At 65.2% G+C, this 24442-nt stretch carries 19 protein-coding genes; 10 read left to right on the top strand and 9 right to left on the bottom strand.

Annotation, left to right across the window (positions count from 1 at the left end; translation table 11 throughout):
• Nucleotides 1-218: 218 nt before the first annotated feature.
• The 5 genes from RYH74_RS20830 to dsbD form a co-directional block, all read right to left on the bottom strand.
• On the bottom strand, nt 219-947 hold the full coding sequence (locus RYH74_RS20830) for an ATP-binding cassette domain-containing protein (RefSeq protein WP_317410065.1): 729 nt from the start codon (nt 945-947) through the stop codon (nt 219-221).
• Between the two features lies 1 nt (nt 948).
• Nucleotides 949-1701, bottom strand: a complete 753-nt coding sequence (locus RYH74_RS20825; protein ID WP_075045866.1) for a hypothetical protein — start codon at nt 1699-1701, stop codon at nt 949-951.
• Between the two features lie 602 nt (nt 1702-2303).
• Complete coding sequence (gene dsbG / locus RYH74_RS20820) at nt 2304-3062, bottom strand: thiol:disulfide interchange protein DsbG (protein WP_085614467.1); 759 nt, start codon at nt 3060-3062, stop codon at nt 2304-2306.
• Between the two features lies 1 nt (nt 3063).
• Nucleotides 3064-3900 carry a TlpA disulfide reductase family protein gene (locus RYH74_RS20815; protein WP_317410064.1) on the bottom strand — a complete coding sequence of 279 codons (837 nt, stop codon included), beginning with the start codon at nt 3898-3900 and terminating at the stop codon, nt 3064-3066.
• Complete coding sequence (gene dsbD / locus RYH74_RS20810; protein ID WP_317410063.1) at nt 3900-5615, bottom strand: protein-disulfide reductase DsbD; 1716 nt, start codon at nt 5613-5615, stop codon at nt 3900-3902. The genes RYH74_RS20815 and dsbD overlap by 1 nt, the downstream gene beginning before the upstream one ends.
• A 324-nt stretch (nt 5616-5939) precedes the next feature.
• Between dsbD and RYH74_RS20805 the strand changes: the two genes are divergently transcribed.
• The 8 genes from RYH74_RS20805 (at nt 5940) to RYH74_RS20770 (ending at nt 15781) form a co-directional block, all read left to right on the top strand.
• Nucleotides 5940-8771 carry a xanthine dehydrogenase family protein molybdopterin-binding subunit gene (locus RYH74_RS20805; RefSeq protein ID WP_317410062.1) on the top strand — a complete coding sequence of 944 codons (2832 nt, stop codon included), beginning with the start codon at nt 5940-5942 and terminating at the stop codon, nt 8769-8771.
• A complete protein-coding gene (locus RYH74_RS20800; protein ID WP_238066661.1) occupies nt 8764-9300 on the top strand; it encodes a (2Fe-2S)-binding protein in 537 nt (178 codons plus the stop codon). The genes RYH74_RS20805 and RYH74_RS20800 overlap by 8 nt, the downstream gene beginning before the upstream one ends.
• A gap of 2 nt (nt 9301-9302) precedes the next feature.
• Nucleotides 9303-10514: a cytochrome c gene (locus RYH74_RS20795; RefSeq protein WP_286100257.1), complete on the top strand. Its 1212-nt coding sequence runs from the start codon at nt 9303-9305 to the stop codon at nt 10512-10514.
• Between the two features lie 3 nt (nt 10515-10517).
• Nucleotides 10518-11489: an XdhC family protein gene (locus RYH74_RS20790; RefSeq protein WP_317410061.1), complete on the top strand. Its 972-nt coding sequence runs from the start codon at nt 10518-10520 to the stop codon at nt 11487-11489.
• The gene (locus RYH74_RS20785; RefSeq protein ID WP_317410060.1) at nt 11486-12049 is read left to right on the top strand and encodes a nucleotidyltransferase family protein; all 564 of its coding nucleotides are present in this window, start codon (nt 11486-11488) and stop codon (nt 12047-12049) included. The genes RYH74_RS20790 and RYH74_RS20785 overlap by 4 nt, the downstream gene beginning before the upstream one ends.
• A gap of 120 nt (nt 12050-12169) precedes the next feature.
• A complete protein-coding gene (locus RYH74_RS20780) occupies nt 12170-12853 on the top strand; it encodes a response regulator transcription factor (RefSeq protein WP_025339994.1) in 684 nt (227 codons plus the stop codon).
• Nucleotides 12850-14172, top strand: a complete 1323-nt coding sequence (locus RYH74_RS20775; protein ID WP_025339993.1) for an ATP-binding protein — start codon at nt 12850-12852, stop codon at nt 14170-14172. The genes RYH74_RS20780 and RYH74_RS20775 overlap by 4 nt, the downstream gene beginning before the upstream one ends.
• Before the next feature lie 217 nt (nt 14173-14389).
• Nucleotides 14390-15781 carry an aspartate aminotransferase family protein gene (locus tag RYH74_RS20770; protein ID WP_075045860.1) on the top strand — a complete coding sequence of 464 codons (1392 nt, stop codon included), beginning with the start codon at nt 14390-14392 and terminating at the stop codon, nt 15779-15781.
• Nucleotides 15782-15981: 200 nt separating this feature from the next.
• Here RYH74_RS20770 and RYH74_RS20765 read toward each other — a convergent pair whose 3' ends face one another.
• Entirely contained in the window at nt 15982-17103 is a 1122-nt protein-coding gene (locus tag RYH74_RS20765; RefSeq protein ID WP_317410059.1) for a cupin-like domain-containing protein, read from the bottom strand.
• 142 nt (nt 17104-17245) lie between these two features.
• Here RYH74_RS20765 and RYH74_RS20760 point away from each other — a divergent pair, with 142 nt between their 5' ends.
• A complete protein-coding gene (locus RYH74_RS20760; RefSeq protein WP_317410058.1) occupies nt 17246-18214 on the top strand; it encodes an alpha/beta hydrolase in 969 nt (322 codons plus the stop codon).
• Between the two features lie 128 nt (nt 18215-18342).
• Here RYH74_RS20760 and RYH74_RS20755 read toward each other — a convergent pair whose 3' ends face one another.
• Nucleotides 18343-19629, bottom strand: a complete 1287-nt coding sequence (locus tag RYH74_RS20755) for an aminotransferase class V-fold PLP-dependent enzyme (protein ID WP_317410057.1) — start codon at nt 19627-19629, stop codon at nt 18343-18345.
• 17 nt (nt 19630-19646) lie between these two features.
• The gene (gene pvdM / locus RYH74_RS20750) at nt 19647-20993 is read right to left on the bottom strand and encodes a pyoverdine-tailoring dipeptidase-like protein PvdM (protein WP_317410056.1); all 1347 of its coding nucleotides are present in this window, start codon (nt 20991-20993) and stop codon (nt 19647-19649) included.
• Between the two features lie 312 nt (nt 20994-21305).
• On the opposite strand from pvdM, the gene RYH74_RS20745 reads away from it, so the two are divergent.
• Nucleotides 21306-22916, top strand: a complete 1611-nt coding sequence (locus tag RYH74_RS20745) for a PvdJ/PvdD/PvdP-like protein (RefSeq protein WP_317410055.1) — start codon at nt 21306-21308, stop codon at nt 22914-22916.
• A gap of 122 nt (nt 22917-23038) precedes the next feature.
• On the opposite strand, the gene RYH74_RS20740 is transcribed toward RYH74_RS20745, so the two are convergent.
• Complete coding sequence (locus tag RYH74_RS20740; protein ID WP_317410054.1) at nt 23039-24442, bottom strand: efflux transporter outer membrane subunit; 1404 nt, start codon at nt 24440-24442, stop codon at nt 23039-23041.

Below are 24442 nucleotides of genomic sequence, written 5' to 3'. Positions count from 1 at the left end.
GACCTGAGCGGGTGAGGCCTGCACCGCCCCTGGATTGGTGCACAAAAGTTGAAATTGCTGGGGCCGCTATGCGGCCCTTTCGCGACACAAGGCCGCTCCTACAGATACGGCGTTGTTCTCGAGGTTTGGCGCTGCACCTGTGGGAGCGGGCATGCCCGCGAACACCGGCGCAGCCGGTGCCATACCTGCAACCCCACCTTTCCCATGGTTCTTCGCCATCATGATGCGGCCCCGATTTTTTCCTGCGACATCGACGCATTGATGAATGCTTCATCATAAGAGTTCGCATGGTAGCGAGCGAGAAACTCATGAGCATTCTCAAATGGCTCGAGGTGTTGATGAGCGAGCATGTAGAAACGATGGCAGTTTGTGGCAATTTCCTCGGTATAGTGAGATGAAATCAAAACACTAGCCCCGTTTTTGCACGCGTTTTTTATACCTAGCCAGATGTGGTGTCTGAATTCTGGGTCTACCCCCGCAGTAGGCTCGTCGAGGATGATCAGATCGCTGCCCATGAGCAGTAGCGTCAGTGTGACAAAGCTCCGGACTTCGCCATAGCTGCAAGTAGATGCCTTCTTCTTGTAGATTTCAGCATACCGTTTCGACAGCGAAGGTGACCATTCAGAGAGGCGTGAAAGCACCTCGCAGTGATCCGGTGCTGATCTGGAGTTTAAATGTGTAATCAGTTGGTAGACTTCGCTCATCCTGAGCAAGGGCGGTGGTGTCAGTACTTGAGTCAGATAAGCCTGCTGTCTGGATGAGTTTATGATTGTGCCGTTGTTTGGTTTTCTGATGTTGCAGATTAGGTCGAAAAGCGTGGTCTTTCCTACTCCGTTACTGCCCAGTACGCCTACGGCCTCTCCTTTTTTCAACTGTAGCGTGATGTTCTGTAATAGAGGGCTGCTGTTGTATGAAAAGTCCAGGTTTTTGATGGTGAGAAGGTGCATTTTAATAGCGGCTCCATATGGGGTGGATTCTGAACAGCTTTCCTGTTGCATAGAGCCCCGCTGTTGAAATGGCAAAAGCTGTCGGAAAACTAATGGCCAGTGGTAACTCTCCGGTAATTATTCTTGTGCTCAGGTGCAAGGGGTTGATCAACGTTGACCAGTGGGTCAGTTCGTCTTGTGTGGTGCCCAAATAACCGGAAAGTAACATCAGGAATGAAAGTAGCGAAAATAGCGTCCCGGCTGTACTGAATTTGATGGGCATCGCTGCGATTGCCAAGCCGATGCAGGAGAATATCAGGTAACTCGTATAGAACGCGGCTGTAAGGTACAGGAGTTCTGATAGCGAGTAGGAACCGTATAGAGGCTTGGAGGCGAAGTAGAAAAAGCTGGAGTATACGACACTGACCAATGTGTAGCTGACGGCGTGCGATGTGAGGAAAAGTGCAATTGCCTCGCGTTGGTAAATGAATGACCGGACAAAGCCACTTTCTCGTCGCCCGATTAGATAAAAGCCGAGGCCGAAGAAGGCAACGTTTGCAGCGATGTAGGCGTAGAACCACGCAGCAGAGGATATATAGAGAGAGTCTGGTGGCGCTGCAAGGGAACGGCTTTGCCTCAGTAGTATGAACATCAAGCAAGGCGCCGCCGCTGTCCACAGCAACGCAGTGGGTTCTCGCAGGTGTTCCAGGATCAACACCTTGGTGATCATGAGGATCTGTTTTGTTCGCGTTATGGGGTATGGCTTTTTGTTCATTTTTCTCGCCTTTAGTGTGTTCGCGAATGCAGGGGGTAAGGTTTTATATTCACGCTGCATGTGCGTCAAGTTTGATGGAGGCGATGTGTTGGCTGGGGTGTAATCTAGTTGTTTGAATTGCAGTTGGTATTGTGGGATCTATCTGAGGGGTATGTCTGATCGCGATCTGTTCACTGATCATGGGAGTGAAAAAGACTTCTGTTTTTTGTAGGGCGGATCTGAAGTTGTTGTGGGATTGTTATATGTTTTATTGCCGGGCGTTGTTTCCCGATGATCGGTTAGGAAAAGTGTTTTTCGCCTTGGGTGGTATAACTTAGTGTTGCCAAATGTAAAGTTGGCCATTGGCTGGTATCTGGGCCGATGTGCTCAAGGACGAGCTGGAGGGGTTGTGACCAGAGCAAGTGAGGTCTGCACCGCTCCTACAGCTACGGCGTTGTTCTCGAGGTTTGGCGCTGTACCTGTGGGAGCGGGCATGCCCGCGAACACCGGCGCAGCCGGTGCCATAACACCGCGTTGAGTTCTTCGCGGGCTTGCCCGCTCCCACAGGGCCGCCACAGCCTTGTGCTGCGAATGGGCTGCAAGGCAGCCCCGGCGATTTCACATCAGCGCTTGCCGAGAATCTTCCCAAGCAACTCCGGCCGCGGCGCGCCTTGCTGGCTCTGCAGGTTGCCCTGATCATCCTGATAGAAGATCGCCGGGGTCGCCTGCAAGCCCATTTCTTCCATCAGCGCCATGTTCGCCGCCAGCTTCTGCTGCACCGCCTCTGGCACCTGTGCCAATGGTTTCAGTGTGCTGGCCTTGCCGGCCTTTTCATGTTCCTGCAGGGCCTTGGCCGGGTCTTTCGCCGCCAGCAGCGCCGCCGACTTGCCCGGGCTGTCCTCGCGGATGATGCCGACCATGATATGGCGCAACTGCACCTTGCCCGACTCCACCCATGGCCGCGCCTGTTCCCAGAACATGTTGCAGTACGGGCAGTTGGGGTCGCTGAACAGGTACACCTTGCGCGGTGCATCGTCCTTGCCGTCGGCGATCCAGGAGGTTTTCTCCATCTTCGCCCAGATTTCCTTGCTCATCGGCGCATACACCAGCTTTTTCAGCGGCTCGGCACTGAGGTCGTTGCCCTGTTCGTCGAACAGGCTGCCAACCAGTACATGCTTGCCGTCAGGGGTGAGGTACAGCGCCAGGCCGTTGTTCTGGTACTCGGCGGCATACCCGCGCAGGCCGTTGGGGGCGTCGAAGCTGCCTTTGATCACGGCGCCCTTGGCTTGCAGTTGCGCAATCGCCTTGGGCAGCTCTTCGGCCTGCAGGGTAGGGGCAGCTAGCAGAGCCAGGGACAGGGGCAGCAGTGCAGTCAGTCGCATGTCAGTTTCCTTGTGCGGCAGGGGCGGGCGCGGTGGCCCGGTCGAAAGGCTCCAGGGCGTGGCGCAGGCTGGCCCGGGACAGCTCGCCCAGATGGCTGCCGACCAGGCGCCCGTCGACGTCGTAGAACAGGGTGGTGGGCAGGGCCATGGAGCCGACGCGCTGGGCCAGCAGACCGGTGCCGTCGAACAGCACGTGGGTCAGGCTCAGGCCGGTGGTGGCGAGGAAGGTACTGACGTTTTCCGGGGTCTCGCCCTGGTTGACGAACAGGAAGGTCACGTGCGGGTAAGCGCTTTGCGCCTGTTGCAGCACCGGCATTTCGCGTCGGCAGGGTGGGCACCAGGTGGCCCAGATGTTGATGACCAGCGGTTTGCCGCGGTAGCTGTGCAACGCTACGGATTGGCCGTTGGCCTTGCGCAGGCTCAGTTCGGGCAGTTCGGTGCCCTTGCTGTACAGGTGGCCACCGAGGCTGGCCAGGCCCCAGAACAGCGCGCCGCTGAACAGCGCCCAGCCCAGCGGACGGCGCAGGCCGGGATGGCGCCAGCCCTGCCACAAGGCGCCGAGCACGATGCCGGCAAGGCCCGACCAGAACAGGAAGCCGCCATCACGGATATCGATGATCTGCAGCAGGTCGTCCTGGTACATTGGCCAATAGGCCAGCACGAAGCCGGCGCGTGCGCACAGCAGGCCGATCAGGAACAGGTTGAACAGTGCCGATTCCGGGCTCTCGCCGCCACGCCGGGCGACCCACCAGCCGACCATGCTGGCGATCACCAGGGCGGTGAGCATCAGCAGGTGGTTGAGGGCCATGGTCAGTGGCCCGAGGGTTACGGTCAGCATCAGCCTTGGCTCCTGGTCTGGGTCCAGTGTTGCAGGAAGGCGGCTGCATCCACTTCTCCAGTGATGCGCCGCGCGCGGCGTTCGTCGCCTTCAGGTCCGACCCAGATGATGCTGGGCGGGCCAGGTACCTGGTAGCGCTGCAGCAGGGCCTGGCTGGCCGGGGTGTCGGCGGTCACGTCCAGGCGCAGCAGGTGCACACCGGCCAGGCCGGCCTGCACGTCGCTGCGGGCGAACACCTGTTTTTCCATGACCTTGCACGACACGCACCAGTCGGCATAGTAGTCGAGCATCACCCACTGGCCACGGGCCTTGGCCGCATCCAGTTCGCGTTGCAGGTCTTCGGGGCGGCTGACGGTGACGAAGGCGTCCTCGGTGTGCTGGCCGGTTGCCGGCGCAGCGCCGCCACCGGCGAACGGGCGCAGCGGCTGCCAGAGGTCGTCGCCACCGGCCGCCGCCCCCACCAGCAGCAGGCCGCCCCACAGGGCACCCAGCAGCGGCAACGCGCGCAACGCCGGCAACCGCTGCAGGGCCGGCCAGGCAGCCCAGGCCAGGGCAATCAGCAAGGCGCCGCTCAGGGCCAGCAGCAATGCTGCGGGCAGCAGGCTGCGCAAGGTGTATAGCGCCATGCCCAGGAACACGAAGCCGAACACGCCCTTGACCCGGTTCATCCAGGCGCCCGGGCGGGGCAGGAAGCGGTTGCCGAGGGTTACCAGCAACAGCAGCGGCACGCCCATGCCCAGGCCGAGGCTGAACAGTACCAGCGCCCCCTGCAGCACGTCGCCGCTCTGGGCGATGTACAGCAGCGCGCCGGCCAACGGCGCGGTCATGCACGGGCCCATCAGCAGGCCGGACAGCGCGCCGAGCAGCGCCGCGCCATACAGGTTGCCGCCACGGGTGCCTTGCCCGGCGCGGTCGAGGCGGTCACGCACGGCGGCGGGCAGTTGCAGTTCGAAGGCGCCGAACATCGGCAGGGCCAGCAGCACGAAAAGCCCCGCCAGGCTGCCCAGCAGCCAGGGTTGCTGCAGCCAGGCCTGCAGGCTGGCACCCAGCAGCGCGGCGACCACGCCCAGGGCGGCATACACCAGGGCCATGCTCAGTACATAGACCCCGGCCAGTATCCAGCCGCGCCGGGCACTGGCGCCATTGCCCATTACCAGCCCGGCGAGGATCGGCAGCATCGGCAGCGAGCAGGGGGTAAAGGCCAGCAACAGCCCCAGGCCGAAGAACGCCAGCAGGCTCCAGGCCAGGTGGCCTTGTTGCAGGTCGCTGGCCAGGGCCTGGTCACTGGCTTGTTCGGCCGCCGGCGCCACACTGCCACCCAGGTCGACCAACGTGGTTTGCGGCGGGTAGCACAGGCCGGCGTCGGCACAGCCCTGCCAGCCCAGGCGCAGCTGGCCCCGGGCATCGGCCGGTAGCAGCAGTTCGAGCTGGTCGCGGTACACCGCACTGTCGCCGAAGAACTCGTCGTGATGGTTGAGGGCGGCCGGCAGTTGCGGGTGCTGTTCGGCAGGCAGGCCGTCGAACTTCAGGCGTTTCTGATACAGGTAGTAGCCGGGCTGGATCTGGAAGAACAGGCGCATCTGCCCGTCGGCCTGGCGCTCGTGGGTAAGCACGAAGGCCTGGTTGACCGGCAGGAAGTCCGGTTTGACATCGAACGGGTTGGCCTGCAACGGGCCGGCCAGCAGCAGTGTCAGGAAGAGCAGGAGGACGCGCATGTCTTCGCCTTGGCAGTACGTTGAAAGGGGTCATGCTGGCTTGGGTCGATTAACCCAAGGTTAACTCTGGTTTTTGGTCAGGGGGGCGCATCAGGGCTTGCAGGTGTTTGCCGTGGGATGGTCTGCGCCTGGGAGATCCTAAGACAAACACCTACCAGCCCCAGAGCAAATTCCGCCCCAGATCCCAGACATGTCGCGACATATTGTCGACTTGACTTTGCCTGCGCCAACACAATTGCTGTAAAGTTGACGTACAGGTCAGCTTTTCAGGCTAGTACCAGAATCAAAAAAAGGGCAGTCCCCCTGCTGCCCAGAGGATCAAGCATGTCCAACCGTGATATTTCCCGGCGCGCCTTCCTGCAAGGCGGCCTGATCGCTGGTGTCGGCGTGACCATGGCGCCGCTCGGCAGCCAGGCATTCGCCGCGCTGATGGAGGAACGCGTCACCACCTCGCCGCAGAAGTGGATGAACCATGACGGCAAGGCGCGTTTCCGTAACGATGCCTTGTCCAAGGTGTGCGGCGACAAGGTGTTTGCCCGCGACATCCGTGCCAAGGACATGCCCGGCTGGCCCGCGCAGCAGGGGCATGCGCTGCTGCTCAAGGCGACCAAGGCCGACCGTATCTATGCCGGCCATGACCTCAGCCTGCTTGGCGCCGACCTGCAGCCGGACCGCATCGTCACCGCGGCCGACCTGGAAAAGGACGGCATCGCCTGGCCCGAGGCCCACTCGCCCGACCCGCTGCTGCCGCCCGGCAAGGTGCCGATGTTCATCGGCCACCCGGTGGCGATCCTGATCTGGCACGACTTCGAGCGCTTCCGCCAGGCCAAGCGCAAGCTGCAGTTCAACGACCAGGCGATCCGCTATGGCGCCCAGGCGTCGCTGTACCAGCGCGACCCCTACGGCAGCTTCCGCTTCGTGCGCGTGGGCGGTGCCACGCCGTTCGACGACGATGAATTTTCCAGCCTGAAGAATTCCATGCTGTTCCCCACCATCCTCAACCGCAAGCCGGTGTGGTCGAAGCAGCCCAACCAGCATGGCGACCTGACCGAGCAGGGCCTGTTCTACGCCAAGCGCATGGCCGAGCAGCTGGACAACCCACCCGAGGACTGGCTGGTGTTCGACGAGCGCTACAAGACGCCGTCCATCGAGCCGGCCGCCTTGGAGCCGGACAACGGCAACGGCTGGTACGACCCGGCCAGCGGCACGCTGCACTTCGTGGTCGCGACCCAGTGCCCGTTCGAAGTGGCGCAGGAATGCGTGCACATGATCAAGCCGTCGCGCTTCGCCCTGAACACGCTGAACATGCACCCGGGCTATACCGTGGGCTACGGCTCGAAAGACAACAACATCTTCGTCTTCTACGCCGCCGTGGCCGCGCTGTATGGCGCCGGTGTGCCGATCCGCCTGGCCAACGACCGCTACGAGCAGTTCCAGAGCGGCATCAAGCGCCATGCCTTCGATATCCGCTACCAGTTGGCGGTGGACAAGAAGGACAACAGCTTCAAGATCTTCCGCGCCGACATGAGCTGCGACGGCGGCGGGCGTATCAACTACAGCCCGTCGGTGGCAGCGGTGGGTGCCACGGCGGCGCAGTCGATCTACTACATGCCGCAGAACGACTTGTCGGTCACTGCCTATCATTCCCGTGGCGTCGAGGCCGGCTCCATGCGCGGCTACGGCACCCTGCAGACCATGGCCGCCACCGAAATGATGGTGGATGAGATCGCCGGGCGCCTGGGCGTCGATGCCATCGACCTGCGCCGCGCCAACGCGCTGAAGTCGGGCATGAAGAACACCCAGGGCGCGGTCCCGGCCGGCGCCCTGCGCCTGTACGAGATTCTCGACAAGGCCGCCGTGCACGACTGGTGGCGCAACCGCGATGCGCGCAAGCAGCAGATGGACGCCAAGGACCCGGACCACTGGTATGGCGTGGGCTTTGCCATCTGCCAGAAAGACTTCGGCACCGGCTCCGAAGCCCCCATGGCCAGCATCGAATTCAGCCGCGACGGGCGCATCAGCCTGCGCCACATCGGCACCGAGCTGGGTACCGGCATGTCCACCTCCCAGGCCCTGGTGGTCAGCGATTTCCTTGGCCGCTCGGCCGACGAGGTGAAGACCGCGGTCACCGAATGGCCGGAGCTGCAGCTGACCACCAGCGGCAACCCGTACCTGATCAGCCAGCCCGAGCAGGACGCCGCGCTGCGCAACCCGCGCTGGGTCGGCAAGCTTGCTTCGCCGTCGTCGGCGACCAACTCGGCCTTCTACTTCAGCCATGCCACCCGCGAAGCGGCACGCGTGCTGTTCAACCACGGTCTGTGGCCGGCGGCCATGGCCATCTGGCGCCAGGGCCCGTACGGCGGCCAGGCCAACCCGCTGGTGGTGCGCCGCGAGAATGCGGTATGGGTCAACGGCGAGCTGACCGGCAACGGCCTGTCACCGATCCCGTTCGCCCAGCTGGCACAAAAGGCCCATGACATGGGCCTGGTCACTGGCGTCAGCGTGCACGGTTTCAACCGCTGGAGCTGGGCCGAGGCCGACTTCGTCATCGACGGCGTGCGCGAACGCTTCCCGCTCGACGCGGTGGCGGTGAAGTACGGCGATGGCGCGGTGAACGCCAAGAAGGCGCAGATGAGCAGCCACGGCTACCACCTGCTCGACCGGCAGAACGCCGCCTACCCCGACACCCAGCTGAACAACGCCATGGTCACCTACTACAGCCCGGTGGCGACCATTGTCGAAGTCAAGGTGAACAAGGGCACTCACGAAGTGCAGGTGCTCAACCACCACAGCTGGGTCGAGTGCGGCCGGGTGCTGGTGCCGGAACTGGTCAAGGGCCAGCTCGAGGGCGGTATCGCCATGGGCATCGGCCATGCCTTGACCGAAGAAATGCCGTTGTACGAGGGCGGGCCCGGGGAGGGCGACTGGAACTTCAACCGCTACCGCCTGCCGCATGCGCGCGACGTGGCGGTGTGGCAGCAGACCAGCGAAATCCTCCCGCCGCTGTCACCGACCGACCCGTCCAAGGGCATCGCCGAAGTGGTGATGATCCCGGTCGTCGGTGCCATCGGCAATGCCGTCGCGCATGCCATCGGCAAGCGCGTTCGCGATCTCCCCATCACCCCAGCCCGTATCAAGGAGGCCCTCAATGGCTAACCGTCCACTGCAACTGACCCTCAATGGTCAACCGGTCGGCCCGGTCGAGGTCCCCGACGACCTGGCGATGATCGACTACCTGCACGAACACCAGAACCTCACCGGCTCGCGCCTGGGCTGCGGCCAGGGCATCTGCCACGCCTGCGTGGTGATCGTCGACAACCCCGACGGCACCAGCGAGGAGGTGCGCACCTGCATTACCGGCGCGCATTACTTCGAGGGCAAGAAGGTCCGCACCATCGAGGGCCATGCCAGCCAGGACGAGGCCGGCAACCTCACGCTGAACCCGATCCAGCAGAAGTTCGTCGACCTGTTCGCCTTCCAGTGCAGCTACTGCGCGCCGGGCTTCGTCAATGCCGCTACGGTGCTGGTGGAAACCGCCCAGCGCCAGCCGTTGAAGAAGAGCGAGGTGGAAGACCGCATCGAGGCGAGCCTGGGCCACCACATCTGCCGTTGCACCGGCTACGTGCGTTACTACGACGCCACCCGCACGGTGCTCAACGACCTCGGCCTGGTCAAGGAGGGTTGAGCATGGGTCTTGTTCGTAGCGCACTGGCGCTGGCTCTCGGCCTTGCCTTTACCTCGCTTGCCCAGGCAGCCGACCAGGCGCAGGTCAAGCGCGGTGAATACCTGGCCCGCGCGGCCGACTGCATGGCCTGCCACACCGCCGAAGGCGGCGCGCCGTACGCCGGCGGCCTGCCGATCCATTCGCCGTTCGGCACCATTTACGGCAGCAACATCACCCCGGACAAGCAGTACGGCATCGGCAACTACAGCGCCGACGAATTCTTCGCGGCGGTAACCGAGGGCAAGCGCAAGGACGGCGCCAACCTCTACCCGGCGATGCCGTACACCTCGTACCACCTGATCAAGCGCGAAGATTCGGACGCGATCCTCGCCTACCTGATGACCGTGCCGCCAATCAACCGCCCGGCACCGCAGACTGCGTTGCGCTTTCCGTTCAACGTGCGCCAGGGGCTGAGCGGCTGGAACATGCTGTACGGTAAAAGCGTGCAGCTGCAGCCGACCGAGGGCAAAAGCCCGGCCTGGCAGCGTGGGCAGTACATGGTCGAAGTCATGGGCCATTGCGGCGAGTGCCATACCCCGCGCAACCCGATCGGTGCGTTGCAGCAGGACCAGCGCCTGAGCGGCGGCCTGCTGGGTGGCTACCTGGCCCCGAGCCTGCTGGCCCAGGACCTGGCCGAGCGCGGCTGGACCCAGCCGGACCTGACCACCTTCCTCAAGCACGGCATCAGTGCCCAGGGCAGCATGTTCAACGAAATGTTCCCGGTGGTGCACCACAGCACCCAGCACCTGGAGGATGCCGACCTGGCGGCCATGGCCACCTACCTGCTGGGCGACCAGCCGCCACCGGCCAAGGCCATCCAGGCGGTGGCGCTGGAGCAGATGAGCGACAGCGCCAGGCGCGGCCGCCAGCAATACCTGAATGTCTGCGCCGGCTGCCATGGGGTGGACGGCGAGGGCAAGCCGCACATCGCCGTGGCCATGCGCGGCAACACGGTGCTGCGCCAGGCCGACTCGCGCAACCTGGTCAAGGTGGTCCTCGAAGGCATCCGTGAGCAGCAGTTCACCGGCTTCGAGCGCATGCAGCCGATGCCGGGCTTTGCCGACAAGCTCGATGACCAGCAGGTGGCGGATATGGTCAACTACCTGCGCCAGGCCTGGGGTGGATTGCCCGGTGACCTGAGCGTACAGCAGCTCGCCGAGCTGAAGGCGGAGTAAAGGGTGCAGCATCTCGATCTACAGGTGGTCCGCCAGGCGTTGCAGTGGTCGTGCGGCGGCCAGCGGGTGTGGTTGTGCACGGTGCTCGCCACCTATGGCTCGGCGCCCCGTGCGCCGGGCTCGCTGCTGGCGGTGAACGCCAGCGGGCAGTGGCTGGGTTCGCTGTCTGGTGGCTGCGTCGAAGACGACTTTCTCGAGCGCGTGGGCCGGGGGGAGTTTCCCGAGCCGGTGGCCATTGTGCGTTATGGCGATGGCAGCGACTCGCGTTCGAGCATCCGCCTACCGTGTGGCGGCGTGCTGGAAGTGCTGGTGGAGAACCTGCCGGCCGAATGTGACGTGCAGGCGCACCTGCGTGAGCTGGAAAGCGCATTGCAGGGCCAGCGCCGCGTGCTGCGTGAAGTGAGCCTGCCCGAGGGCAGGCGCCTGCTTGCCGATGACCACAGCCAGGGGCCGCGTGTGCAGCGTGAAAGTGCCTGTGTACGTTTGCGTGTGGGGGCCGCCCAGCGTCTGCTGCTGGCCGGGTACTCCAGCGTCGCGCATTTCTGTGCCGAGCTCGGCAAGGGCATGGGCTTCGAGGTCATCCTCTGCGAGCCGCGTGACGAAGTGCTCGACGGCGTGCGGCTGGATGGCATCGAGGTGCGCCGCGAGCTGCCATCAGAGTTCATCGCCCATGGCGGTTGCCATGCCGACACTGCGGTGGTGGCGCTGACCCACGACCCGAAGATCGATGACCTGGCGATGCTCGAAGCGGTGCGCACCGAGGCGTTCTATATCGGTGTGATGGGCTCCCGGGTGACCTCCGACAAGCGCCGCGAACGCCTGCGGCGGATCGGTGGACTGGGCGAGGTCGAACTGGGCCGCATCCACGCCCCGATCGGCCTCAACCTGGGCAGCAAGACCCCGGCCGAGATCGCTTTGGCGGTGCTGGCCGACATTCTGCGGGTGCGCAACGGCATCGAGCGGGGCGCGCTGTGAGCGTGGTTGCGTTGGTGCTGGCGGCAGGCCGCGGCACGCGTTTCGGTTCAGACAAGCGCCGGGCGACCTTGGCTGATGGTCGCAGCCTGCTGGCGCATAGCGTGGAACGGGCCCAAGCGGTGTTCGATGATGTGCGCGTGGTGTTGCGCGCGGGCGAGTGGAGCGAGGATTTTGCCTTGCCTGCCGATTGCCGGGTTATCGCCAGCCTGGATGCGGCGTCGGGGATGGGGCATAGCCTGGCTGCCGGCGCCAGGTCGTTGGGTGACAGCCAGGCGCAGGCGGTGGCGATCTTGCTGGGTGATATGCCTTGGATCGAATCGGTAACCTTGCGTCGGTTGGCCGAGGCGGCCACCGCCTCGACTATCGTGTTGCCGCGCCATGCGGGGCAGCAGGGGCACCCGGTGGTCTTCGGTCGCGACTTCTGGCCGGCGCTGGGGCAGCTTGCCGGGGATGAAGGGGCCCGGTCGGTGGTGCAAGCGCATCGGGATTGTTGCGTGGTGGTTGAAGTGGAGGATGCTGGGGTGTTGCTGGATGTAGATACGCCGCAGGGGTTGATTTAGGCCCAGATGTTGGCCATCGCACCCAAGACGAACACCCCAATCCACCCCACAAAAGGTCCATAATCCCCCCTTAATCTGCCCAAGGTGCAATGCCAGCCACACCATTCCGGGAGCCCCGCCATGCACGTTCTGCTCTGTGAGGACGACGACCTGATCGCCGCCGGCATCTGCGCCGGCCTTACCGCCCAGGGCCTGACCGTGGACCGTGTGGGCAACGCCGCCGATGCACGGGCGATGCTGCAGGCCGCGCAGTTCGACGTGATGATCCTCGACCTTGGCCTGCCCGACGAAGACGGCCTGAAGCTGTTGCGCCGCCTGCGCGAGAAAGGCGAGACGCTGCCAGTGCTGGTGCTCACTGCCCGTGATGCGGTCACCGACCGGGTCGATGGCCTGCAGGCCGGTGCCGACGATTACCTGCTCAAGCCGTTCGACCTGCGCGAGCTGGCTGCTCGCCTGCACACCCTGCTGCGGCGGGTGGCCGGGCGGGCGGTGAATGTGATCGAACACGGCCCGCTGCGCTACGACCCGAGCAGCTGCGAGGCAACCTTGGCCGGCCAGCCGGTCGACCTGTCCCGGCGTGAACAGGCATTGCTCCAGGCGCTGCTGCAGAACCCCGGGCGGGTGCTGTCCGGCGAGCAGCTCAAAGACTGCGTGTACGGCTTCAGCGACGAAGTCGAGAGCAATGCCCTGAACGTGCATATCCACCATCTGCGGCGCAAGCTGGGCAACGGCATCGTCGAGACCGTGCGCGGCCTGGGCTACCGGCTGGGCCCGGCGCAGGCGCCGGAGGAGGCCGCATCATGAGCCTGCGGGTACGCCTGAGCCTGATCCTGGGCAGCGCCTTCGTGATCATCTGGGCGCTGGCCGCCGCGTGGATGCTGCGCGACCTGCGCCAGCAGATGATGTTCTCCCTCGACCAGCGCCTGGTGGCTTCGGCGCGCATGGTTGCCGGGCTGATCGACCAGCTGCCGCAGCCGCTGACCGCCAAGGGTGGGGAGGCGCATTTTTCCGCCGACCAGTTCAGCGTGCCGGACGGCATGGCCTGCCAGGTCAGCTCGCTGCGTGGCGAGATTCTCGCCAGCAACCACAAGCATGATGGCGTCATGGACGATGAACGCAGCGGTTTCCGTGACCAGACCATCGACGACGCGCTGTGGCGCACCTTCACCTACAACCATGGCGATGTGCGTATCACCACCGCCGACCGGCACATGGAGCGCGAGGCGCTGAACCAGTCGATCCTGCTGGCGGCCTCGGCGCCGGTGCTGATGGCCCTGCTTGGCAGCCTGGGGCTGTTGTGGATCGGCCTGGGCAAGGGCCTGGAGCCGCTCAACCGCATGCGCGATGCCCTGCGCCGCCGGCGCGCGGACAGCGTCGAGCCGCTGCAGGTGGCGGGCATGCCCAGCGAACTGCAACCGTTGCTGGAAACCCAGAACCAGCTGTTCCTGCGTATTGCCCAGACCATCGAGCGTGAGCGGCGCCTGACCGACGATGCCGCGCATGAACTGCGCAGCCCGCTGACGGCGATCAAGACCCACCTGCAGGTGGCGCGAATGACCGATGGCGCCGTGCGCGAGCAGGCGCTGGAACATGCCGAGCAGGGCGCCGACCGCATGCACCGCACGCTGGAGCAGTTGTTGATGCTGGCGCGGGTGGAGGGCAGCCTGTCGTTCGAGGATGGCGTGCAGTGCAGCGCCGAGCAGGTGGCCCGGCAGGCGGTGCAGGATGCCGGCGGCGGTGACAACCGGCGCATCGTGCTGCGCTTGCCTGAAGCCGCTACGCAGATCTACCTGGGCATGCCTGCGCCGTTGGCGGTGGCGGCGCTGCGCAACCTGCTGGACAACGCCTTGCGCCATGGCGGCGACGAGGCGGTGGAGCTTGAGGTGCAGATGGCTGACGGCCAGGTGGGCTTCATGGTGCGGGACCATGGGCCGGGGATTGCCGAGGCGGACCTGGAACACCTGACCGAGCGCTTCTGGCGTAACGGGCAGAGTGGTGGATGCGGGCTGGGGCTGGCGATCGTACAGGCGATCGTGCAGCGTTGTGCCGGTAGCCTGAAGTTCGACAGCCGCAGTGATGGGTTGCGGGTGTTGTTGCAAGTGCCGGCGCGCTCGGGGCATTGATTTTTATTGCCTGTGCCGGCCTCTTCGCGGGTAAACCCGCTCCCACAGATACTGCATCAACCCTGAGATCTGTGCCAATCCTGTGGGAGCGGGTTTACCCGCGAAGAGGCCGGGCCTGCTTTCAAAAATCCCACAGCAACCGCTAAATCCTCCCCGCACTCAAGCGTTTTTCAAGCGACGAACACCCGCACTTTCGCTTGCTTGCGAGGATTCACCCATGTCCACCGCTTCCTGCCTTGCCCAGGTCCCGCCGGCCAGCGCGCCGCGTGCCTTGTACGAGTTCACCGATTCCCCCTTGCTGCAACGCCAGCAGCAACAGGAGTCCAACGCCCGCAGCTACCCGCGCCGCATCCCGCTGGCACTCAAGCGCGCCCGTGGCATCCATGTGGAGGATGTCGAAGGCCGCCAGTTCATCGACTGCCTGGCCGGCGCCGGCACCCTGGCGCTGGGCCACAACCACCCGGTGGTGGTCGAGGCGATCCAGCGGGTACTGGCCGATGAGCTGCCGTTGCACACCCTGGACCTGACCACGCCGGTCAAGGACCGCTTCGTCCAGGACCTGTTCGGCGTGCTGCCCGAGGCGTTGCGCCGTGAGGCCAAGGTCCAGTTCTGCGGCCCGACCGGTACCGATGCAGTGGAAGCAGCGCTGAAACTGGTGCGCAGCGCCACCGGCCGCAGCACCGTGCTGGCCTTCCATGGCGCCTATCATGGCATGAGCCAGGGTGCGCTGAGCCTGATGGGCAGCCATGGGCCGAAGCAGCCGCTGGGTGCCTTGCTCGGCAACGGTGTGCAGTTCATGCCGTACCCCTACGACTACCGTTGCCCGTTCGGCTTGGGCGGCGAAGCCGGGGTCAGGGCCAACCTGCATTACCTGGAAACCCTGCTGCTCGACCCGGAAAGCGGCGTGCCGCTGCCGGCGGCGGTGATCCTCGAGGTGGTGCAGGGCGAGGGCGGGGTGATTCCGGCCGATATCGAGTGGCTCAAGGGTGTACGCCGTATCACCGAGCAGGCCGGCGTGGCGTTGATCGTCGATGAGATCCAGAGCGGTTTCGCCCGTACCGGGCGCATGTTCGCCTTCGAGCATGCCGGCATCATCCCGGACGTGGTCACCTTGTCCAAGGCCATCGGCGGCAGCCTGCCGCTGGCGGTGGTGGTGTACCGCGACTGGCTGGACACCTGGAAGCCGGGCGCCCACGCCGGCACTTTCCGTGGTAACCAGATGGCCATGGCGGCGGGTTCGGCGGTGATCGATTACCTGGTCGAGCATCGCCTGGCAGAGCATGCCGAGGCCATGGGCCAGCGCCTGCGCCAGCACCTGCAGCAGTTGCAGCGGGATTATCCGCAGTTGGGTGATATTCGCGGGCGTGGCCTGATGCTTGGGGTGGAACTGGTGGACCCGCAAGGCCAGCGGGATGCGCTTGGGCATCCGGCGGCCAACCGTGAATTGGCGGCGAAGGTGCAGCGCGAGTGCCTCAAGCGCGGGCTGATCCTGGAACTCGGTGGGCGGCATGGGGCGGTGGTGCGCTTCCTGCCGCCGTTGATCATCAGTGGCGAGCAGATCGATGAGGTCGCGCAGCGCTTTGCCGAGGCGTTGATCGCGGCGGTCTGATCGATTGCCGGGGCCGCTGCGCGGCCCTATCGCCGGCAAGCCAGCTCCCACAGGTACAGCGCAAGCCTTCCGGTCGGCGCAGTCCCTATCGCCGGCAAGCCGGCTCCCACAGGTACAGCGCAAGTCTTCCGGTCGGCGCAGTCCCTGTGGGAGCTGGCTTGCCGGCGATAGGGGCGCAAAGCGCCCCCTGCTAATCCCGGCTACCAACCGCGCCCGGAATTCACCCAGAAGTTCACCGACAGCGAGGTGGTCACAGACTCCACCTGGTGGAACCACCCTTCAGGCAGAAACAACAGGTCACCGGCCTGCAGCACCACGCGCAGGAACGGCACCTCGCGCGCCGCCGGGAAGCGCTGGTAGTCCGGGGCGTCGGGGTTGAAGTCGCAGCCGTCCAGGCCGCCCTTGGGGCTGGTCGACCAGGTGCCCAGGGCCGGGCGATGGTGCGGCGCGGCAAGGATGAACGACTTCTGCCCCCATACCTGTGCGAACAGGTTGTCGGTGTCGTCGCGGTGCAGTGGCGTCAGTGTGCCCTTGGGGCCGATCCAGATGCGCGGCGCAATGAACTTCTCGCGGGCGAAGTACTGCGGGTAGCGAATCAGCGTCAGCAGCTTTTCCGGCACGATGTTGTTGCCCATGTAGGCCGGGGTTTCGCCGGGTTTGGCAGGGGTGTCCAGCGAGGCGATGAAGTCGGCCATGGAAGTGGAACGGAAGTCGCGGTCGGTGGAGAAGGTCTTCTTCACGTAATCGCCGTGCCGGGTGATGCCCTGCAGTTCGGCGAAATGCTCCAGCGAAGCTTCGCGGCCCATGGTGAACAGCGGCCAGTCCTGCAGGGCATCGCTGATGACCACCGGCGTACCGTGCGCCAGGTATTCGCCCTGGAAGCGCGCCAGCGGCATGTCGGCGCGGGCAATGCGTGTCACCTCGCGCTGCACCGGTTGCGCGGCCGACACCCGTTCGCTGAGGCGTGCCGGTGTCGGGTAGCGTTGGTTCATCGACACCTTGGTCGCCGGCGCGCCGCGCCGGGCGTTGCTGATGATCTGCGGCAGCAGGGTGGCCAAACCCATGTTGCCGCTGATCTTCAGGCGGGCGCTGGCGAACAGTTCTTCGACGTTGGCGGTGCCGCCCATGATGCCGAGGAAGTCACGCTCGGCCACTTCGATGGTGACGTCCGGGGCGCTGTGCCGGCCGGCACCGGTGCGGCTGCTGTCGCGCACCTCCGACCAGAAGGCCCGGTCCTGGCCGAAGACGAACTGGAAAACGCCTTCGATGCCGACGGCATGGGCGTTGGCGAACAGTTTGCTGAGGATGCTCTGAAGGTCCACGGTATGCCTCTGGCGGTCTTTCGTTGTGCTGGGATAACGAGTGCCTGCACCAACGATTTAGCCGTGTGGGCGGGTAATTTTTCGGTGTGCTGCTACGTCCCGTAGGGAGGCTCGAGTCACATTGTTCACCCAAGGAACCCACATGGCACTGCACCCTGATCTGGCGGCATTTCTGGAACTGGTCGAATTTGGCCGGCTGACGGGCAGGAGCCTGCCCATGCACGCGATGGACGTGGCCCAGGCCCGTGCCGAGTTCGAAGGCAGCTCGCAGGTACTCGACCCGAGCCCGCCCGGCAACGTCACGGCCAGCGAGTTGCAGGTTACCGCGCGCGATGGTGCCCGCCTGGCTGCTCGTCTGTACCGCCAGGGCGATGCTGGTGCTGCCTTGCAGCCAGTGATCCTGTACCTGCATGGCGGCGGCTATGTGGTCGGCAGCCTCGATTCGCATGACTCGGTGTGCCGTCGCCTGGCGGCCCTGGGCGAGTTCGCGGTGCTGGCGGCGGACTACCGGCTGGCACCGGAGCAGCAGTTCCCGAAAGCCCTGCACGATGTGCTGGACGTCGCCAACTGGCTGGCTGAGCAGGCGGCGTCGCTGGGCCTGGACAACCGCCGGGTAGTGCTGGCAGGGGACAGTGTGGGCGCCAGCCTGGCGGCGGTGCTGGCCATTACGGCGGTGGAGCAGCCCGAGGCACTGGCGTTCAAGCCGCTGGCACAGTTGCTGTTCTACCCGGTGACCGATATCTCCTGCTGGCGTGAGTCCCATCGCGAGCATGCCGAGGGGTACCTGCTGGAGACGCCTACCCTGGAGTGGTTCTACCAGCACTATGCGCCGCAGTGCGAGCAGCGCCTGGACTGGCGGGTGTCGCCGTTGCTGTCGACGCTGTGCGAGCCATTGGCGCCGGCTTGCCTGTTCGTGGCCGAGTATGACCCGTTGCATGATGAGGGCATGGCCTATCGTGACTGGCTGGTGGCGGGTGGGACGGCGGTGACCTTTGCCCGGGTGGAGGGGTTGACCCATGACTTCTTGCGCATGTCGGGGATCGTGGGGCAGGTGGAGGGGATTTACCGGGATGTCGGGGAGTGGTTGAAGCGGGTCGGCGGCCAGTCCTGACTTGAGCTCGCCGGGGGCGCGTTGCGCCCCTTTCGCGACACAAGGCCGCTCCCACAAAAGCACTGCGCCCACCGAACCATGTGGGAGCGGCCTTGTGTCGCGATGGGCCGCACAGCGGCCCCAGGGCCTCACCCGCGAAGGTGCTTCTTCAACACATCGACCAATCGCTCGATCTCCGCCTCGGTATTCAACAGCCCAGGCGCCGTCCGCACCACCGGCCCGACATCCCGCGAAACCGCATCGACCACGATGCGCTGGCTGTTGAGATACCGGGCCACCTCGTCAGCATCCTGCCCCGTGACCCGGAAGAAGGTGAACCCCGCCGAATACTGCGTGCTGCGCGGTGTCACCAACTCGACCCCCGGCAGCGCCTCAAGCCGCTGCCTGAGATAGCCATTAAGCCCATGAATCCGCGCCTGCACCGCCGCCTTGCCCAACTGCAGGTGCAGCTCGAACGCCTTGCCCAATGCCCAGCGGTGCTCGAACGCGTGGTAACCCCCGGGCGTCATCACCGTGGCAAAATCCTCGTTCTCGGAAAACGTGGCAATGGTCGGGTTCAGCTGCTTCAGTTCGGTGGACGCCGCGCAGATGATCCCGGTACCCCGCGGCCCGAACATCCACTTGTGCGTGCCGGCGATGAAGTAGTCGCAGTTGAGATCGGCAAAGCGCATGTCTTCGACGCCGAAGCCATGCACACCGTCGATCACGTAGATGATCTGGTCCTGCTCGTCACGCTGGCGATTGACCTCGCGCACCAGCGCGCCGATCTCGCCCACGGGCAGTTTCACGCCACTGCCCGAGTGCACCCAGGTCATGCCCAGTACCCGTGTTTTCGGCCCGATGGCCGACGCGATGGTGGCCAGTACCTGGTCGCTGTTGACCTTGGCGGGGTCGTCGAACAGGCGCAACCGGTGCACCGGTGTGCCATCGCGCTTGTTGCGAAAGCCCATGGTATGGCGGGCGGCCGAATGCTCGTGCACGGTGGTGAGAATTTCCTGCCCCGGGGCAATCTTCAGCCCGCCATAGATCAGCCCCAGGCCTTCGGTGGTGCTGCCGGTCAGGGCGATTTGCCGGGGCGTCACTTCGAGGTAGCGGGCCGCCCATTCACGCACGGCGGCTTCGTGCTTCCATTCCGACTGGCTGTCCCAGTCGACCATGCGGGCCGGGTGGCGGTCGAAGCGGGCACGCAGCGCCTCGATGGCTTCGCGCACGGGCCGTGGGTGCGAGGTGATCAGGAAGTTGGCAAAGTGCGCGTACGCCGGGTCCAGCTCGAACAGGTTGCGAAACCCGGCCCAGTCGCTGGCGGTGGCAGGCTGCGCAGCCGCCGCTCGGGCGTCAGGCAGCAGTGGGCTTGTGAGGGGCAGGGCGGCCGCAAGCAGGCCGGCCTGTTTGAGAAAGGTGCGACGATCGTTCATCAATTGGCTCGCAAGGGTCAGGGGGATGAGGTGGCGACAGGTTGCGCGGCGCGCTGCACCTGCTCCCACACCCGCAGGAAGTTGCCGCCCCAGAGCTTGGCGATATCCGCTTCGGAGTAGCCGCGGCTGATCAGTTCGGCGGTGACGTTGCGTGCTTCACTGGCGTTCTGCCAACCGTCGATGCCGCCGCCTTCGTTGAAGTCCGAACTCAGGCCGACATGGTCGATGCCGACCTTGCGCACGGTGTAGTCAATGGCGTCGCCATAGTCCTTGAGCGTGGCCGGCGGTTCCTCCTCGAGAATGCCGTACAGCGCGTTGGCGTACTGGCCGACCTTCTGCTCGGGCCAGCCGGCGATCACCGGGTCACCGGGCATCAGTGCGTAGTCGAGGTTGGCCAGTGGCGGCAGGTCGTAGCGGGCGCGCAGGGCGTTGAGTTTGTCCTGGGTCTTGCTGCTCAAGGGCTTGAGGTAGGTGGAGAAGGCCACCAGCTGGACCACGCCGCCGCTGTCCTTGATCAGCTGCAGCTCCTTGTCGGAGAGGTTGCGCCTGATGTCGACCATCGCCCGTGGCGCCGAGTGCGAGGCCACCACCGGCGCGCGACTGAGGGCAACGGCCTGGGCCAGCGCCTTGCTGGACATTTGCGACACATCGATGATCACGCCCAGGTCGTTCAGCCGCTTCACGGCGCGCTTGCCGAGCGGCGACAGGCCGTCCAGGGCATCGGCGGTGTCATTGAAGAACGGCAGCGGGCGCGAAGAGTCGGCCCAACTGTTGTTGCCCACGTAGCTGAAGCCGAACATGCGCACGCCGCGCGCGGCCCAACGGTCGAGCTGGTCGACGTCATCGCCCAGCGCATAGGCGTTGAGCATGCTGAGGAACACCGCGAACTTGCCTTCGCCGTGCAGGCGCCGCATGTCTTGCGGGGTATAGGCAATACCCACCTGCTGCGGGAAGTCGCGGACCATGGCGGTGATGGCGTTGTAGCGCACCTCCTGGGTGTGGCGGGCGGCTTCCACGAAGCCTGGGGTAGGGCGGTGCGGGCTACCGTCACCGGTCCAGGACTCTGGCCAGGCGAAGATGGTCAGGGCCGCGCCAGACAAACGCCCGCGTGCGGCCTTGGCCAGGTCGAAGCGGCCGCCGCCATCCTTGTCGGCCTCGCTGCCTTCGGTGCCGAAGGTCAGCGGCAGGGTGACATGGCTGTCGAACGAGATGATGCGTTCCTGCAGGTCGTTGGCCTGGCGGGTCACCTCCCTGGAATAGCCGGCGGGTGTGGCGAAGTAATGCCAGGCGGCAAACCCGGCGCCAGCGGCAACCGCCGCGGCCAGGCTGATAAACAGGGCTTTCTTCCAGCGTGGAGTCGTCATCTTGGTCTCAGTAGGTTCACCGTCGAGGGATGGGCACAGAGGCCGCCGCTACCTGCAGTGAACGAGCTCGCACCCGAGAAATTTAGCGCCTGTCGGGGGCCGCCATGCGGCCCAATCGCCGGCAAGCCAGCTCCCACCTCGAGCGCATTGGCCTCAAGCCATGTGCAATCCCTGTGGGAGCCGGCTTGCCGGCGATTGGGCTGCGCAGCAGCCCCGGATGCATACGGAGCGCCGCTAAATTTCGCCTGCCGTGCAACGTTCTAGCCTTGGACGGGCCGTGCTCCATGGCCGCAATGAATGCACAGGTATGCAATGACGATTTCCCGACGCGGTTTCATCGCCGGTGTGGCATTGACGGGTGTGGTGGTGCCCGGTGCGCTGGGGGCGCTGTATGTGCAGCGCCAGCGTGCCGCCGAGGAATTCCCGGAAACCCCTGGCGAGGCCGTCGTCGAGTTGGCCGATACCCGCCTGCAGCAGTTGGGCGATACCCTGCGCGGCATCTGGCGCTGGACCTTGCAGGGCAAGGATGCGGGGCTGGACGGCCTGCCCACGGGTGAACTGGAGCTGTTCCTGGATGTGGCAACCAGCGGGCGTGCCCTGCGCGGCTACCTGGATACCCCCGATCGCCTGCGAGGGCAGGAGGAACCGCGCTACCGCGTGGTAGGCGACCTGTTGGCGGACAAGCCGGGCACCCTGCGCTGGCGCCTGTTTTCGGCCCAGGCCCGCTATGAATGCCATATCGTGCTCGACGAGGTCTGGGGCCGCTTCGGCAACGCCGGGCCGGCCACCCTCAACGGGCGCATTGCACGCCTGGACCGCGCGCTGACATTGCCCGTGGAGGACAACCAGTTCCTGGCCTTGAAGCGCACCTTCCCCGAGGCGCGCGAGCGTATCCCGCTGAACCCGCAACTGCTGGCCTGGCTGACCGCCCCGGAGCATCGCCTGTTCCACCAGCTGTGGCACTCGTCGCGGGACAAATGGCACAAACTGGGCAAGGACAAGCAGGGCGCCCTGCGTGGCCTGGGCTGGCAGCCCGGGCCCCGTGATCGCGAGCGTGACGCGCGGGGCCGGCACAAGGACCGCAACGGCTCGGGCGAAGACTTTTTCTTCATGCACCGGCACATGCTTGGCAGGGCGCGTGCCTTGCAGGACCTGCCGTCATGGACGCGCTTCCCGCTGCCGCAGCCGGAACTGGAGCGCGACCGGGCCGGATTCGCCCGCTACTTCGACAACCATGACGGCAATGCCCTGCCGCCCACCTGGCTGGCCAGCGGTGATGCGGATTACACCCAGTGGGTGCGCGACATCAAGACGCCGGATACCTTCCATGGCAACTTCCTGGTCTGGGAGTCACGCTACACTGACCCGGAGTACCTGAGCACCTTGACCCTGGGCCAGTTCGGTTCGGAAGTGGAGCTGGGCCTGCACGACTGGCTGCACATGCGCTGGGCATCGGTGCCGCGCGACCCCTCCAACGGCATGCCGGTGCCGACGGCGCGCACGCCGGATGATTTTGCCGAACGCTGGTTCGCCGAACAGAACGATTTTCTCGGTGACCCGTTTTCATCCCATGTGAACCCGGTGTTCTGGCACTTTCATGGCTGGATCGACGACCGCATCGAGGACTGGTTCCACGCCCATGAGCGGCTGCACCCGGGCGAGGTACGGCGCCTGGAAGTCAATGGCGTGCCATGGTTTGCGCCAGGGCGCTGGGTGGAGGTGGCCGACCCGTGGCTGGGGCCGGATACCCATGGCTGCTCGACGGTGCCGGGTTTGCGGCCCGGGCGCAGTGTAGAGATGGACCCGGAGACCATGAAACTGGCCTTGCGCATCATCTACAGCGATGAAGACCTGCTCGACAAGCTGCGGCCCAAGGTACCGCAGCGGCCGTGGTATGCGCGCAACCTGAAGGTGCGGAACTAGTCGCTGCCTGTACCGGCCCTATCGCCGGCAAGCCAGCTCCCACAGGGTCTGCGCCGTGTTCAAGACATGCGCTGTACCTGTGGGAGCTGGCTTGCCGGCGATAGAGTCGGTACAGGCGGACCCTACTGGCTGACCACCCAGCCACCCCCCAATGCCTTGTACAACGCCACGCTACCCTGCAACCGGGCCAGGCGCAGTTGTGCCTGCTGGTCCTGCGCCACATACAAGGTGCGCTGGGTCTCCAGCACGCTCAACAGTGTCTCCGCTCCCGCGCCATAGCGCTGCTGCGCCAGGTCGAACGCCAGCCGCGCCTGCGCCACCTCTTCATCCTGCCACTGCCGCTGGCGGTCCACGCCCTGGATCGCATTGAGCGCTTTCTCGACATCGGCAAAAGCGGCCAGGATGCTGCTGCGGTAGGTCTCCAGCAACTCCATCTGTTCAGCCTCGGCCAGTTCACGCGCGGCACGCAGCCGGCCGTTGTTGAAGATCGGCGCGACCAGGCCGCTGGTGAGGGTGTAGTAGGAGCTGTCGAACAAATGGGCAAAGGTATTGGCGCCAGCTCCCAGGTTGGCCCCGAGGGTGAGCTTGGGCAGCATGGCGGCGCGGGCGACCTGCACGTTGGCGCTGGCAGCGGCCAGCCGTGCTTCCGCCGCGGCAATGTCCGGGCGGCGGGTGAGCAGCTCGCTGGGCACGCCGCTGCCAATGGCGGGCCATTGCAGGGTGTTGATCGCGTCCTGGCTGGTGGGTAGCGACTGCACCGGGTCGCCGAGCAGGGTAGCCAAGGTGACCCGGCTGTCTTGCCACCTCTGTTCCAGTAACGGCAGCTGGCGTTGCTGCGCGGCCACCAGGCTGCGCTGCTGGGCCAGTTCCAGGCGCGTGGCGGACCCGCTGCGCTGGCGTGCCTCGACCAGGCCCAGCACGTCCTGGGCATTGCGCAGGTTGAGGCGGGCAATGCGCAACTGTTCCTGCAAAGCCAGGCCCTGCAGGTAACTGTCGGCTACCGCGCTGACCAGGGTCAGCGCCACGGTCTGGCGGTCGAAGCGGCTGGCATCCAGGCTGCGCAGGGCGCTGTCACGGGTCGCCCGCAGGCCGCCCCAGAAGTCGATTTCGTAGCTGGCGCTGAGCTGCATGTCGAACGAGGTGCTGGTGGGTTCGCTGCGGCTGACATCCAGCTGGTCATAGCCGTCACCGTGCAGCAGGCGTTGGCGGCTGCCGTCCAGGCCCAGCTTCAACTCCGGCAACAGCGGCGCGCCGGCAATGACCGCGCGGGCCTGGGCCTGGCGTACCCGCGCCGTGGCGGCAGCCAGGTCATGGGCATTGTGCAGGGCGTGCTGTACCAGGCGGTCGAGCTCGCTGCTGGCGAAGGCTTGCCACCACTGTGTCGTTGGCAGTTGGGCCGAGGGTGATGCGGCCTCGCCTTGCCAGGCGGATGGCGCGGCGATGCCGCTGGCGGGTGTTGGCGGCGTGCTGCAGGCGGCGAGGCATACGCATAAGGTCAACAGGCTGATGCGGCTAGGCAGAGTCAT

It is taken from the genome of Pseudomonas sp. LSJ-87 (genome assembly GCF_032971465.1).
Lineage (GTDB): Bacteria > Pseudomonadota > Gammaproteobacteria > Pseudomonadales > Pseudomonadaceae > Aquipseudomonas > Aquipseudomonas putida_Z.
This window is presented reverse-complemented; position numbering and strand designations above follow the sequence as displayed.